This window comes from Armatimonadota bacterium, from assembly GCA_018268395.1.
Lineage (GTDB): Bacteria > Armatimonadota > Fimbriimonadia > Fimbriimonadales > Fimbriimonadaceae > JAEURO01.
In genome coordinates, this window is record JAFDWQ010000001.1 from 302,234 (window position 1) to 315,529 (window position 13,296).

The following is a 13,296-nucleotide window of genomic DNA, read 5'->3' on the forward strand; positions in this document are numbered from 1 at the left end:
AAGGCATGCCTGAACAAGACATGGATCAATTCATCACGACGGTCGGCAGCACGTTCATCTGGCACGAGCTCTACGCGCCACAGGGCCGGCCCGCGATCGACTTCTACACCGAGTGTCTGGACTTTGGGACTCAGGAAATGGACATGGGCGAAATGGGCAAGTACCACATGCTCACGAAAAACGGCCGTGGGATCGCGGGCGTCATGGCGACGTCAGAGATGCCCGACATGAAGGACGTCCCGCCGCACTGGGCGGTCTACCTTTCCGTCGACGACGTCGACGCCAGGCTTGAGAAGTGCACATCGAAAGGCGCCGAAGTCATCGTCCCGCCGTTCGACGTTCCGACCGTGGGCCGGATGTCCCTGATGAAGGATCCGTTCGGCGCTCACATCTGGCTCTTTAAGCCGGCCCCCATGTAGCCGTCCCTCGTTACGTGCGGGATCAACCCTGTCACAGGTCGGCCAGAATGGACTGTCATGCTCAGTACCGTTCTGGCCGCCTCGATTCTTGGTGCGACATCGGTCAAGACGGACCATTACATCGTGCACAAGTTCATGGTGCCGATCGGCGACGAGTCGGCAACGGTCCGGACCATTGGCGGAAAGACCGTCACGGACGTCCGGTTCCAGTTCACAGACCGCGGTAGCCCGGTCCGATTGACGGCGAAGCTCGTGGCAGGCAAGGATTCAAGCCCGAAGTCGATGGTCATCAAGGGCTCGGTCGCCCGGATGGTACCGATCGACCTGAGCGTCGACGTGACAGGCCGACAGGCCAAAGTCACCGTCGCGGGAAAAGTCCGGACCGAGCCCGTTTCAGGCAAGCCGGCTTTGGTCAGCGGCTACGCGCCCGCGACGTTTCAAGGCCGGTTGATCCGCACCTGGATTGCGGCGGGCAAGCCCGCGACCCTTCGCACCGTTCCGGCCGGAACCGTCGAAATCCGGCACAGTAAGACCGATTCGTTCGACCTGAACGGCCGCAAGGTCAAACTGGAACGTTACACCGTCAAAGGGCTGATCTGGGGCATCGAGACGGTCTGGACCGATGCAGGAGGCGGACTTGCGGCCGTGATCTGCCGCGATGCGGAGTTCGACCATTTCGAGGCCGTGGCGGACCGGTTCGAACCGCTCTTGAGCCGGTTCGCGGCCTTGGCCGGTCAGGACGCGACGGAAGAACTGGCCCGAGTTTCCAAGGGGGCGCTCGGACCTCCTGCGCCGTTAACGGCCCTTGTCGGAGGTCGCCTTTTCGACGGAACCGGCTCTGCCGTCCTCGAGGACTCGGTCATCGTCCTGAAGGGCGGTCGGATCGCCCAGATCGGGCCGCGGGCCAGCACGCCCGTACCTTCCGGGGCAAAGGTCGTGGACGCCCGGGGCAAGACCGTCCTTCCCGGCCTTTGGGACATGCACGCCCACTACGAGCAAGCCGAGTGGGGCCCCGTGTACCTGGCCGCGGGCGTGACGACGATCCGTGACTGTGGGAACGTGTTGGAGTTCATTACCGCTGTCCGCGACTCGGTCGCGTCGGGCAAAGGTATCGGTCCACGCCTCCTGCTCGCCGGCATCCTCGACGGTGACGGCCCCTATGCCTTGGGGAGGCAACGCGTCAACAGTGTCGCCGATGCTAAGGCCGTCGTCGGGCTCTATAAGTCGAAAGGCTTCGATCAGATCAAGATCTACAGCTCCCTGAAGCCCGAGCTCGTCAAAGCGGTCTGCGACGAGGCCCATAACGTCGGAATGACGGTCACTGGACACCTTCCGGACGGCGTGGGACTGCTCGACGGCATCGCGGCCGGCATGGACATGGTCAACCATGTGGGCTACCTGTCCCAATACGCCGGACGCGACCGTGACCTCGACGCCCCGAAGTTCTTGGAAGCGGTCGAAGCGATGCGAAGCCATGGGACGGTCTTCGATCCCACCCTCGCCGTCTTCGAATCCATGATGCACGACAAGACCGTCCCGGCTCTTTCGCTCGAGCCGGGGCTCGCCTTCGTCGCCCCGGCACTCAAGCCGACCTTGATGTCCGGTCGGCAAGGGGGCGAAGCTTCCGATGCCCGGAACTTCGAGTCGCTCTGCAAGGTCGTCGGCCGGGCCTACAAGGCTGGCGTCAAAGTCGTTGCCGGAACAGACCAGACGGTACCGGGCCACAGCCTTCACCGTGAACTCGAGCTCTACGTCAAGGGCGGACTGACGCCTACAGAGGCCCTTCTCACGGCGACCAGGATCCCGGCCGAAGTCATGGGTCGGCTCAAGGACAGTGGCACCGTCGAAGTCGGAAAGCGGGCCGACCTTGTCATCGTCGACGGGAACCCGGTCCAGTCCATCCATGACATCCGAAACGTTCGCACGGTCGTGGCGGCGGGCCGCGTCTACGATCCGGCACGACTTTGGAGACTTGCGGGCTTTGCGCCGCCCCGGTTCCGCCGGTCCGAAGGTTGACAAGGCGGTTCTCACGGCCCACCGGCCGCTCGAAACGAAAAGCGAGCCTATAATGGTCCGACCGGTGCCGCTCTGATCGGAACCGGGGTGAGGCGGGATGGAGGAGTCCATGGACGTACAAGCGCCGGTCGAGGCCGAAGCCCGGCGTGCTGTCGCAAAAGGCGGCACCGTCGTCGCCGTCGTGCTTCTCGCCGTGACTACGGCCCTCTTTGCGCCTCTCGTACCCAGGCCGCTCGACGGCGACCCCGCGCTATACGCCTATGTCGGCGACCGGCTTTTGCACGGTGACGGCCTCTATAAGGACGTCTGGGACGTCAAACCTCCCGGCTTTCCGTTCCTCTATTCAGCCGCGTTCGCCGTGTTCGGCCGCCACATGTGGGCGCCTGCGCTGTTGGACGCCCTTTTCGCGTTCGCTACGGCCGCAGGTGTCTTCGTCCTAACGTCCCGGTACGCGGGCCGACCGGGTTCCTGGTGCGCGGCCCTGTTCGCCCTCGTGGCCTATTGGGGAGTGGCGGTCTCCGGCCTGGGTCTCCAGGCCGAGGGTTTCGCCGCACCGTTCTTGATCTGGGCTTTCGTTTTGAGGGGTGCAGACCGGACAGGATGGGCCGTGAACCTCCTTTCCGGAGCCCTGTTAGCCTATGCCGTCATGGTCAAGACCCCCCTCGCCGTATTCGCGATACCGTGGACGTTCCTGGGTGCGGGCAAAGGTCGGAACGGGCCAGCCCTCGTCGGTGCGGCCGCAGTCTTCGGGGCCGTTCTCGTCTACCTGAAGGCGCACCATGCCGTCTCCGAAGCCGCTTACACCCTTTTCGAATTCGCAGGCAGTTTTGTCGCACAGCGGACGAAGCCGCCGTTCGATCCGTTGGCGTGGCTCGCGGCGATGGCGGGCGGTCTGTGGCTCGTCATCATCGCCAATTGGGCGGGCGTCGTCGTCGCGTTCAAGGAGAGGTCGCTCAAGCCGGTGGCGTGGGCCGTCCTCGCCGCACTCGCATTGACCGTCTATCAAGGCGCGTATTGGAGCTACCACTGGTATCTCGTCAACGTCTTCGCCGCAGTCGGCGTCGGCGTCGGGTTCGAAAGACTGACCGCCGCCACGAAGAAGCCTGCGGCTCTGGTCGGAGGGCTGGCCGCCGTCATTCTCGTCGCCTTGAACGTCTCCACGTTCCTGAAACCAGGCGAAGAGCAGGGCCGTGAGCCGTCGCTCGTCGGGCAATGGGCCCGGATCGGTACCCTCGTCGCGACCCGGGACTGGGACGCCTATGCGGCGAAGTTCTTGACCTCTTACGGCGACCCTCCACTGACGCAGGCCGACATGGGCGCCCTTGCCAAAAGGATCGCGAAGCAGACGTCGGCGTCCGACACCGTCTGGACGACCCAAATGCCCCCGACCTTGAGCTTCCTAGCAGAACGGCGCGAGCCCGTCCGGTTCATCTATCCCGACGGCCTTGAGGTCCAGGCCCCTCGGCGCACCGTCTGGACTCGGGAATTCATCGAAGACATCGTACGGAAGCGTCCCGCAGTCATCGTCGTGGCGCGGGTGTGGCGTATGCCGTTCCAAAAACCGATCGACGGCATCGTCCGCATCCAGCGCACCCCCGTCCTTGGCGAGTTCTTCGCGCAGAACTATGAGCTCGAGACATCGGTCAAGGGCGCGCTCGACGTCTACCGCCTGAAACGGCCTTAAGCTAAGGGGGGCTTAGGGCGCGATCATCCAGACGGCTTTGTCCGCTTCGTGGCACCAAAGGGCGACCGCCGTCGCCCCCACCGCCCGCACCCGGTAACGGGCCTTCACCGCCGACCCGGCCCCGACGTACCGTGACAACGTTCCCGTGCCGACCACGTCCTGCTCACCGTAGACCGTATTGATCGGTGCGACCGAGACGTCGGTCGGGTCGAACACGCCCGCCTGCTGGTCGAAGAGCTCGAGCGTCTGCTGGAACTGACCGCCGTTGACCGTGTGTGCGCGCAGGCGGAAGACGAATTCCGTCGGATTGGCGATCGGCGACGTGCCGCTCACTTCGACGTTCACCGGTGCCGCGCTTTGGTTCGGCACGACGAACTTGCAGACTTTGAACGCGTTCCCATCGCTCGCCAGAAGGCTCGTCAACGAACCTGCCGTGAGCTTGCCGAGTTTGACCGCGACCGAGCCAGGAGCCGCCCGCTGGAACACCTTCGTCTCGGTGACGGTGTGGTTGATCCCGACGAAGTCGCCGACCGACGTCGTCCTGTACTCCAGGTCGATCCTGTCGCCCGTGTCGAGCAAGTGCCCGGTCAAGGCGGCGGCGCCGCCCGATCCGGCCGAGAAGTCCATCGGGACCGCGCGTGAGTACGCGTCGCCCGAGGCGATGCTTCCGGTCGAGACCTGGACGCCACGGACGAAGAGGAACCAGTCGTTCGAACGGCCGATGTCGCGGCCCATCCACGTGTTGCCGGCCATATTGACCCTGGCCGGACGGGGCGCTGTGAACCTCGATTTGCCGTGGGTCGTTCCGACGCCGTTGGTCGGGTCCCAGGAGTGGCAGACGATGTCTCCGGCGACGAAATCGTGGGCAAAAGTTTCGGACCCGTTGCTGCGAAAATAGAACGGCAGGCGGTTGTTACCGTCCTCGGACTTCGCCCATCCGGGCTGGGCAATGGCCCAGCCCCCCAGGTTCCGCTGCCACCAGTCGACGTGCGGGAGAAGGTTCTCGCCCTCAGTGAACGACCAGACGCCGTTCGGGTTGCTGCCTTCGTTCCAGTCGGCCTTCAAGTCGTAGACGTCGGCCATCGCCGTGCACCCCGCCACGGCCGCCAGGCACGTCAGGGCGCTCCGAAATCGTCGCATCGGCTTCACGCCGTTATGGTACAGGCGGTTTGCGCCGAAGAGGCCAAGGACGGGCCTGACATTTGCGACAGGTTTTTGTCCGGCAGGGGGGCGAGGGCAAGGGTCGGAACCCGCGACCTGTCTCGGAGGAGCTTGTCCGACCACGTCCCGGTCCGGGCCTGGCCCCCCGAACCGACCCGTACGTCCGGACCAGCCGAACCCAAGGCCTCCGATCGTCCTGGCATCCTTGCCGGCTGGCACGAATCGCGACTTACAGGCGTATAATAGTGACAGGCGGTGTCCGCACCGCCGATTCCGAGGCCTAATGCGCCGCCTGTGGGCGCTACGGGGGACCCAGACCTGGGGTGAATGCCGAGCGATCGGCAAGGGTGGTTCTTGGCCCTAACCCGTCAGCTAACCTCGTCGGCCGATGCAAGAACCGGGCTTGTCCCGGAGGAGGAGTCGAGTGATTTGCGCATTGGACATCGACCGTAGAGACCGCCCCACGGGCGTCGTCGAAGCGTGTCGTGCCGGTGCGTCGAACCCCTTGGCACTGACGACCACCCGGGCCCTTTCGGGGGCGCGGTTCAGTGTCCATGAACCTCCAGAACGCCTGACCGGCGGCCAAGGCCCTCTGTCACCACTGGGGCCGGAAGCGGACCGGCGGCCATAACCGAAAATCTCGCTCCTTCATGGCGGCGCCCTTCGAAGCTGAAGGGGGCCGCCCTTGTTTTCGGCCCGCCGCCATAATCGGGCCTTGCGCCACAAGCCGCTGCTCGCCGTCTTCTTCACGGTCATGTTCGACATGCTCTCGTTCGGAACGGTCATCCCGGACGTGCAGCTCCGGGCCGAGTCGCTCGGTGCCCGTGGCGTCCTCGCCGGATTGGTGCTCGCGACCTTCAGCGTCGCTCAGCTCGTGTTCGCGCCCCTGTTGGGCCGATGGAGCGACATTGCGGGCCGCCGGAGGGTCTTGATCGTGACCTGCTCCCTGGCGGCCGTCTCGTCGGTGGTGTACGGATTCGCCCACAGCCTGCCGACGATGTTCGTCTCCCGCGCATTGCTCGGCGTTGCGGGGGCCAACCTCGGCGTCGCCTACGCCTATGTCAGCGACGTGACGAAGCCTGAAGAGCGGGCGGGCGCGATGGGGCGTCTCGGCATGGCGTTCGGAATCGGTTTCATGATCGGCCCGCCTCTCGGCTCGCTGATGATCCGGCTCGGTCACGGCGACCCGTTGTTGTTGGGCCTGACGTCGGCCGCGTTCGCCGTCGTCAACCTGCTGTTCGTCTCGTTCTTCCTCGAGGACGCGCCCCCGAAAGACTCCGAGCCGGAAGCATTCCACGGCAAAGGACCGGTCGGAAAGCTCCTCATGGCGTTACAGACGCCCGGATTGGGTTTCCTGCTCGTGTTGTTCCTTTTGGCGAACTTCGCGTTCTCGAACCTCGAGAGCACGTACTTCCGTCTGGCCCATGACGTGTTCCACATCGACCAACTCCAGACTTCTGGCGTCCTTGTCCTTGTGGGTGCGACGGCAGCGGTGTTCCAAGGCGCTTTCATCCCTCGACTGGTACGACGTTACGGAGAAGTGAACTTGATGCGGATCGGCTATCTCGTCCAAGCCCCGGCACTGGCCGTCGTCCCCTTCGCCCCGGTCTGGATCCCGCAGTTGCTCGGTGCCATGGGTCTCGGCATCGGCTCCGGACTGTCCGGCCCGAACCTGAGCAGCTTGATTTCCAGGGCTGCGCCCGCCGCGATCGTGGGCGGCATCTTCGGCGTGACCCAATCGCTCGGCGCGGTCGCCCGGATCTCGGGCCCGATCGTCGGCAACGCGCTTTACGAAACCGCGCCGTGGCTGCCCTACGCGTTCGCCGGTGGGGCCATGCTCGCACCGGTCGTCATGTCCCGCCTTGTCCGCCAACCGGAAGCCGCCGCACCTCGGGCGGTATCCTGAACGAGAATGCCGCACTGCCGACCGTTGCGTGAGGTTCCGATTGCCCGGTAATCGCCGGGACGGCTTCGCGCTGTCGGTCGGCGGTCTTGTGTTCTTGGCCGGCCTCGCCCTGATCGGAGCGACGTTCTGGCAGGCGTACGACCTGTTCACTAAGGCGCCACAGATCAATCTCGGCATCGCTCCAGGCAAGCCGATCGACTTTAACGTCGTCGGGCTGAACTTCGTCCGGTTGATCGTCAAGATCCTGCTCTTGGTCGTGATGGCCGTCATCGGTTCGCTGTTCGCGACGAAGGGTGTGAAGATGTACTCCTCGGCCCCCGAGTCCTTTTCGAAGCCCGATCGGTCGGAGCAAGGCCCGGAGGAGGGCCGCCCTACCGCGACGGCGAAGGATGTATAATCCGTGATCCCAGTCGGGATGTGGCTCAGCTTGGTAGAGCGCCTCGTTCGGGACGAGGAGGTCGGAGGTTCGAATCCTCTCATCCCGACCAGACTTCCCGGCCCGTCCGCCAGGACGGAACGTTTCTAAGGAACACCTTCCGCGGTCGTGTACGTCCCGCCCTACTTCCCTGAACCGATCACGGTGTCCGGCAACGTCGCGGACGCGAGGTACCGCGAGCGGGTGCGCTTCTTGCGCACGGTCGTCGGACGGCACTTTCTCTCCGTCGCGGTGGTCGCCGCGTTCGGGCTCTGGCGGCCGTTCGAAGGCACGACGACGTTCTGGGCCTTCGCTTTCGCTGCCGGCCTGGTCGCGCTGACCTTTGTCCGGCGCACCGCCTCCGGATCTCGGTGGGACGGTGCGGTCAGCCTGGCCGTGTTGCTCCCTGTCCTTGCTTTTGCGGGTCTGTGGTTGCGGGGCTTGGACGACAACGAGTTCCCTGTGTTCTCGTTTGCGGTGGTCTCGTCGGCGCTCGGGGCCTATTCCCTGTTCTGCGGACAAGACTTTAGTTACACGGGCCAGTTCGTCCTTTGCAACGTGGCGTCGGCGTTGTTCTGCGTCTCGATGACCCTGGCCGGTCGGGTGCCGGGTTGGAACGCGGCCGCGGGATGGGCGGTCGGCGCGCTCTACACCTTCTATTACACGTACGACCTCTCGATGATCGTGAAGCGGCGACGTCCCGACGAAGCGTGGGCGGCGGTGGCGGACCTCTACCGCGACCTGATCAATTTTTCGACCTATCCGGTGAGGGTGTTCCTGCACTGGCGGAGGTTCAGTAACATCTAGTCCCCCGGTCGTGCGAATTCTTTCGGGGTTTGAAGCGTCATAATGGGGCGCGAGGCACCAACGGAAGCATGCGAACCCGGATAGTCCCGACCCTCCTTTTTGCCGGAACCCTGTCGACGACGGCGTTCGCCGGCATCACCCTCTCTCCCAACGTCAAAGACGGGGACAAGATTTCCGGCGAGTACACGTTCCGGATCGGCGTCACGTCGGACAGCCTCGTCACGAGTGTCGAGTTCTATGTCGGCAAAGACCTCAGGGACACCGACGAAAGCACCCCGTACGAGTTCACCGTCGACACGTTGACCGAACCGCAAGGCGAGTTCGAAGTGACTTTCGCCGCGTTCAACAAGGCGGGAGAGTCGGTCAAGCGGACCGTCAAAGTCACGATCGACAACGGCTTGAACGCGGGCATCGGCGCGCACTTGGACAAGGCCCGCGACGCTGTCGCCCAAGGCAACTGGGACGAAGCGATCGCCGCAGCCAAGGTCGCCTTGAAGATCGATGCGAACAGCAACCCGGCCCGACTGTTGATGGCCCGGGCGAACGTTGGCAAGGGCGTTTTCGACATGGCCGAGAAGTACGTCGGTGACGTGCTCGCCTCGTCGCCGAACGACGCCGAGGCCCTCAGCGTCGCGTCGACCGTCTACCTGCGTAAAGCGTTCGCCACTGCCGCGGCCGGTGGCGACCAGATGTCGGCGGCGACCGCGATGAACGACGCGTTGTTGAAGGCTACGACCTACCGCCGGGCGGCACTGGACCATGTGGTCGATTCGATCGGCACGATCGACGACTCGAACCGGATGGCCAAGATGGACGCGTTGATCGGTGCGGGCGCCTACTCGAGGGTCATCAGCGAACTCGATCCGATCTTCAAGAAGGACTTCCGGAACAACGATGTCGCGAACCGATTGATCTATTCCCAGATCCGTGCGGGCCGCTTCTCACAGGCCGTGCAGGCGATCGAAAACGTCAAAAAGTACGGTTCGGCCGACGGATACGGCTACGCGCTCCGATCATGCCTCAAGGCGTATTTCGGCGAGACCGCCGAGGCCCTTGATGCCGAGAAGGAAGCGATCTTGGACGATCCGACCGGTCTCGGCGTCAAGACGGCTCAGGCGTATCTCGCCCTCCGTCGCGCCGACACGAAGACCGCCGCCAATATCCTGACCTCTCTCGCCAACGCCGAGGGGCAGGATCCCGTCATCAACTACGACATTTGCGCCCTCGCCTTCATGGCTTCGGACTTCGACCAGTCTCGGACTCGGTTCGAGACCGCCTTGCTCGCCGAACCTGCGGCTTACGACGTCCTCGTCGAAAGGGCCAACCAAGCGGTCTACTTCTCCCTTCGCACCGACATGGAGAAGGATCCGGACTATGCCAAGCGGCAACGGCTGTTGGCCAAGGGGTACCTCGACGCGGCCCTGGGCGGTAAGCCCGGTTCGTTCGAAGCCCTGACCGGCCTCTCGATCGTGGCGCTCATGGACGGCCGGAGCGCAGACGCGATCAAGATGGGTCGCGCGGCCGTCGCTGCGGGCCCGGACTACGCGCCGGCCCACTGGGCTTACGCGGCCGCCTTGTTCACTCAGACGGGAGAGACCGCCCGCGACCTCGCCAAAGAGGAAGTGAAGAAGGCCGAAACGCTCGATCCGAACAACCTCGAAGGTAAATCCTATCCGAACGCCAGGACGGCTTGGGAGTACTTCTTCGGCAAGGGCCGCATCCCGTGGCTGATCGCTCCAGGTAAGTGACGCGCTAAGAGCCGTGTCCGTCCGACGATCGGGCGGACACGACCGCGTCCACAAAGTTCCTCACGATCTGGATCCCGTTTTCCGTCATCACGGACTCGGGGTGGAACTGGACGCCCTCGATCGGCAAGGTCTCGTGCCGGACGCCCATGATCTCGTCGTCGTCGAGCGATCGGGCTGTCACGATGAAGCCGGTCGGCACCGCACCGTTCAAGATGGAGAGCGAATGGTATCGGACGGCCGTCATCGGGTTCGGGAGACCTGAGAACAATCCTCGTCCGTCGTGTTCGACCAAGCTGGTTTTCCCGTGCCGGATGGTCCTCGCCCGGTCGACCGTTCCGCCCCCCACCGTCCCGATCGCTTGGTGCCCGAGGCAGACGCCGAAGAGCGGAAGGCCGTAGACGGCCGTGCCTGGAGAGAGCGCGGACTTTGCGATGTCGAGGCACACTCCAGAGTCGGTCGGCCGACACGGTCCAGGGGAAAGCAGGATGCCGTCCGGACTTAGCGCGGCGACTCCTTCGAGGTCCGTTTCGTCGTTCCGCCGGACGGTGCACTCCGCTCCGCACTGCCCCAAGTACTGAACCAGGTTGTAAGTGAAGCTGTCGTAGTTGTCGATGACGACGATGCGGGGCACACAAGATTGTAGTCGCTTGAGGCGCCGGAGCCCGGTCGACGGGTGCTGGGACCTGCGCGTCCCTTAACGTTCGGGGTCGAAACTGGCTTGAGCCGCCCGTCAGAGGCCGGCAAGAGGAAGAGTGAAGCTCGATGGGCGGGACAGTGCTCCCGCTCTCTTTTTCAGCAGTATTTGATCTGGCGCTGGGCGTTCTCGTGATCGGGATTGCGCCGTAAGATCTCGTGGAACTCGGCGCAGGCTTCGTCCGAGTACCCCAGCATGTTATAAGTCATGGCTAGGTCGTTGCGGACTTCGAGTTCGTCGGGAAACTCGTTCACGATCTTCTTCAGCCCGTCGAGAGAACCGTCGAAATCCCCCTGAAACCCTTGGATCAGAGCCACTTGCCATCGGGCCCGCCAGAATTCCGGATCGGTCGCCAGCACCTGCTGGAACCACATGAGGGCTTCCCCATAGCGGCCCTCACAGCGCAACCCGAACCCCCGGTCATATTGTTCTTGGACGCTCATGAACCTTTCGAGTGAAGAGAGCGTCATCATACCGCATCGGTGTGATCACGCCGTACCTGGTTCGAGTCTCGGCGGCGCCGGTTGAGTCGGCCGTTCGACCGCGTCCTCCGTGCCCATGTCCTCCGTCGGTTCGGCCTTTTCAGCTGCGGGCGGCATCGGTCGCCCTTCCATGATCGACATGAACTCTTCGCGGCTGAGGGTCTCGCGGTCGAGAAGGGCTTCGACCACCGTGTCCATCTTTTCCCGGTTCTGGGTCAGGATTTCCGTGGCCCTTTGGCGGCAAGTATCGACGATGTGGCGGACTTCTTCATCGATCAGCCGCGCCACCTCTTCGGAATAATCGCGGTCTTCAGCATAGTCACGGCCGAGGAACGGGTTCCGCGACCGGCGTCCGACCGCCAACGTCCCGAGTTTGTCGCTCATGCCGAATTCACAGACCATGGCGCGCGCGATCCTGGTGACCCGCTCGAGGTCTCCACTCGCTCCCGTCCACCGTTCACCGAACACGAGTTCTTCGGCCACGAGGCCGCCAAGCGCCATCGCGATATCGTCGAACAGTTCCGATCGGCTGACGCTGTACTTTTCGATCTCCGGCAGGGACCACGTGATGCCGAGGGCCATGCCGCGAGGCAAGATCGTGACCTTATGGATCGGGTCGCAGTGCTCGAGCAGTTCGCCGACGATCGCGTGCCCTGCTTCGTGGTAAGCGGTGAGTTCCCGGTCCTTCTGGATCATGCGGCGGCTCTTTCGCGCCGGGCCGACCATGACGCGGTCGAGGGATTCTTCGATGTCGCCCATCGAGACCTTCGTCCGGTTGCGCCGGGCTGCGAGAAGCGCGGCTTCGTTCAAAGCGTTCGCGAGGTCCGCTCCCGTAAAGCCAGGCGTCCGTTTGGCGATGATCGCGAGGTCGACCTCGTTGTCCAGCGGCTTGCCCTTCGCGTGGATCTTCAGGATCATTTCCCGTCCTCCCGCGTCCGGGGCGTCGACGACGATCTGCCTGTCGAACCGGCCCGGCCGCAACAGGGCGGGGTCCAGGACGTCGGGCCTGTTGGTGGCCGCGATCAGGATGACGCCCGAGTTCGGGTCAAAGCCGTCCATCTCGACGAGCAGTTGGTTCAACGTCTGCTCCCTTTCGTCATGGCCGCCTCCCAAGCCGGCGCCGCGCTGACGTCCGACCGCGTCGATCTCGTCGACGAAGATCAGGCACGGCCGGTGGGCTTTCGCCGTTTCGAAAAGGTCTCGGACGCGGGCCGCACCGACGCCGACGAACATCTCGACGAAGTCCGAGCCGCTGATATGGAAGAAGGGGACTCCCGCTTCGCCCGCAATGGCCCGCGCCAAGTGGGTCTTACCGACGCCGGGAGGGCCTGTCAGAAGGATGCCCTTCGGAATCTTGGCCCCGAGGGCGACATATTTCTTCGTGTTGCGCAGGAAGTCGACGATTTCGAAGAGTTCGGCCTTCGCTTCGTCGATGCCCGCCACGTCCTCGAACGTGACTTTGGGGCCGTGTTCGCCTGCCCGTCGGGCCCGGCTCCGGCCGAAGTTCATGGCCTGGTTGCCGCTCGCTTGCGAGGCCCTCATGATGAAGAACCAGATCGCCGCGAGCATGATGATCGGCATCAAGATGTAACTGAGGATCGTGAGCGCGACCTGGCCGCCGGCTCCGGATTCGATCTTGACCTTGATGCCCTTTTCGCGCCACGTAGACTGAAGCTGGCCGGCGTTCTGCGAGTTCGGGTCTCCGAACCCTTCGACGATGAACCGGCTCCCGTCGGTGAACTTGCCCGTCAGGTCGAGCTGCTGCCACGTCACTTCTTCGACCCGCTGGTTGTTCACTTCCTTGGTGAACCGGACGGAGTCGAGCTTCTCGGGCGCCGGTCCGGCCAACGGCCACTTTCCGGACCCGCCGAACATGTTCGCCCCGAAGATCAGGAGCAGAACGACGGCGGCGGCGACGACGAGGATGGTCGAACTAGGTCTCTTCAAGCTATCTCCACCGGCAA

The 13,296-nt window shown here is 64.0% G+C and carries 11 protein-coding genes and 1 tRNA gene; 8 read left to right on the forward strand and 4 right to left on the reverse strand.

The window, feature by feature from the left end:
- The first annotated feature begins 5 nt into the window (after nt 1–5).
- The 3 genes from JST30_01295 (at nt 6) to JST30_01305 (ending at nt 4,119) form a co-directional block, all read left to right on the forward strand.
- Entirely contained in the window at nt 6–419 is a 414-nt protein-coding gene (locus JST30_01295) for a VOC family protein (GenBank protein ID MBS1712951.1), read from the forward strand.
- A 57-nt stretch (nt 420–476) separates the two neighbouring features.
- Nucleotides 477–2,435: an amidohydrolase family protein gene (locus JST30_01300; GenBank protein MBS1712952.1), complete on the forward strand. Its 1,959-nt coding sequence runs from the start codon at nt 477–479 to the stop codon at nt 2,433–2,435.
- Between the two features lie 109 nt (nt 2,436–2,544).
- Complete coding sequence (locus JST30_01305) at nt 2,545–4,119, forward strand: glycosyltransferase family 39 protein (GenBank protein ID MBS1712953.1); 1,575 nt, start codon at nt 2,545–2,547, stop codon at nt 4,117–4,119.
- Nucleotides 4,120–4,131: 12 nt separating this feature from the next.
- Here JST30_01305 and JST30_01310 read toward each other — a convergent pair whose 3' ends face one another.
- On the reverse strand, nt 4,132–5,268 hold the full coding sequence (locus JST30_01310; protein MBS1712954.1) for a hypothetical protein: 1,137 nt from the start codon (nt 5,266–5,268) through the stop codon (nt 4,132–4,134).
- A 727-nt stretch (nt 5,269–5,995) separates the two neighbouring features.
- Here JST30_01310 and JST30_01315 point away from each other — a divergent pair.
- The 5 genes from JST30_01315 to JST30_01335 all read left to right on the forward strand — a co-directional run bounded on the left by JST30_01315 (nt 5,996) and on the right by JST30_01335 (nt 10,156).
- A complete protein-coding gene (locus JST30_01315; protein MBS1712955.1) occupies nt 5,996–7,186 on the forward strand; it encodes an MFS transporter in 1,191 nt (396 codons plus the stop codon).
- Nucleotides 7,187–7,226: 40 nt separating this feature from the next.
- Nucleotides 7,227–7,583, forward strand: coding sequence for a hypothetical protein (locus JST30_01320; GenBank protein MBS1712956.1), 357 nt, complete (start codon nt 7,227–7,229; stop codon nt 7,581–7,583).
- A 14-nt stretch (nt 7,584–7,597) separates the two neighbouring features.
- A tRNA-Pro gene (locus tag JST30_01325) sits at nt 7,598–7,674 on the forward strand.
- 56 nt (nt 7,675–7,730) lie between these two features.
- The gene (locus tag JST30_01330) at nt 7,731–8,408 is read left to right on the forward strand and encodes a hypothetical protein (protein ID MBS1712957.1); all 678 of its coding nucleotides are present in this window, start codon (nt 7,731–7,733) and stop codon (nt 8,406–8,408) included.
- Between the two features lie 68 nt (nt 8,409–8,476).
- On the forward strand, nt 8,477–10,156 hold the full coding sequence (locus JST30_01335; GenBank protein MBS1712958.1) for a hypothetical protein: 1,680 nt from the start codon (nt 8,477–8,479) through the stop codon (nt 10,154–10,156).
- Between the two features lie 4 nt (nt 10,157–10,160).
- On the opposite strand, the gene JST30_01340 is transcribed toward JST30_01335, so the two are convergent.
- The 3 genes from JST30_01340 to ftsH form a co-directional block, all read right to left on the reverse strand.
- Entirely contained in the window at nt 10,161–10,778 is a 618-nt protein-coding gene (locus JST30_01340; protein ID MBS1712959.1) for an aminodeoxychorismate/anthranilate synthase component II, read from the reverse strand.
- Between the two features lie 170 nt (nt 10,779–10,948).
- Nucleotides 10,949–11,293 carry a hypothetical protein gene (locus JST30_01345; protein ID MBS1712960.1) on the reverse strand — a complete coding sequence of 115 codons (345 nt, stop codon included), beginning with the start codon at nt 11,291–11,293 and terminating at the stop codon, nt 10,949–10,951.
- 45 nt (nt 11,294–11,338) lie between these two features.
- On the reverse strand, nt 11,339–13,207 hold the full coding sequence (gene ftsH, locus JST30_01350; GenBank protein ID MBS1712961.1) for an ATP-dependent zinc metalloprotease FtsH: 1,869 nt from the start codon (nt 13,205–13,207) through the stop codon (nt 11,339–11,341).
- Between the last annotated feature and the right edge of the window lie 89 nt (nt 13,208–13,296).

Bases quoted from the DNA above. Each gene is read 5' to 3' on its own strand.
- JST30_01300 (MBS1712952.1), top strand. From the start codon at position 477: ATGCTCAGTACCGTTCTGGCCGCCTCGATTCTTGGTGCGACATCGGTC.
- ftsH (MBS1712961.1), bottom strand. From the start codon at position 13,207: ATGTTCGGCGGGTCCGGAAAGTGGCCGTTGGCCGGACCGGCGCCCGAG.
- JST30_01345 (MBS1712960.1), bottom strand. From the start codon at position 11,293: ATGAGCGTCCAAGAACAATATGACCGGGGGTTCGGGTTGCGCTGTGAG.
- JST30_01305 (MBS1712953.1), top strand. From the start codon at position 2,545: ATGGACGTACAAGCGCCGGTCGAGGCCGAAGCCCGGCGTGCTGTCGCA.
- JST30_01295 (MBS1712951.1), top strand. From the start codon at position 6: ATGCCTGAACAAGACATGGATCAATTCATCACGACGGTCGGCAGCACG.
- JST30_01335 (MBS1712958.1), top strand. From the start codon at position 8,477: ATGCGAACCCGGATAGTCCCGACCCTCCTTTTTGCCGGAACCCTGTCG.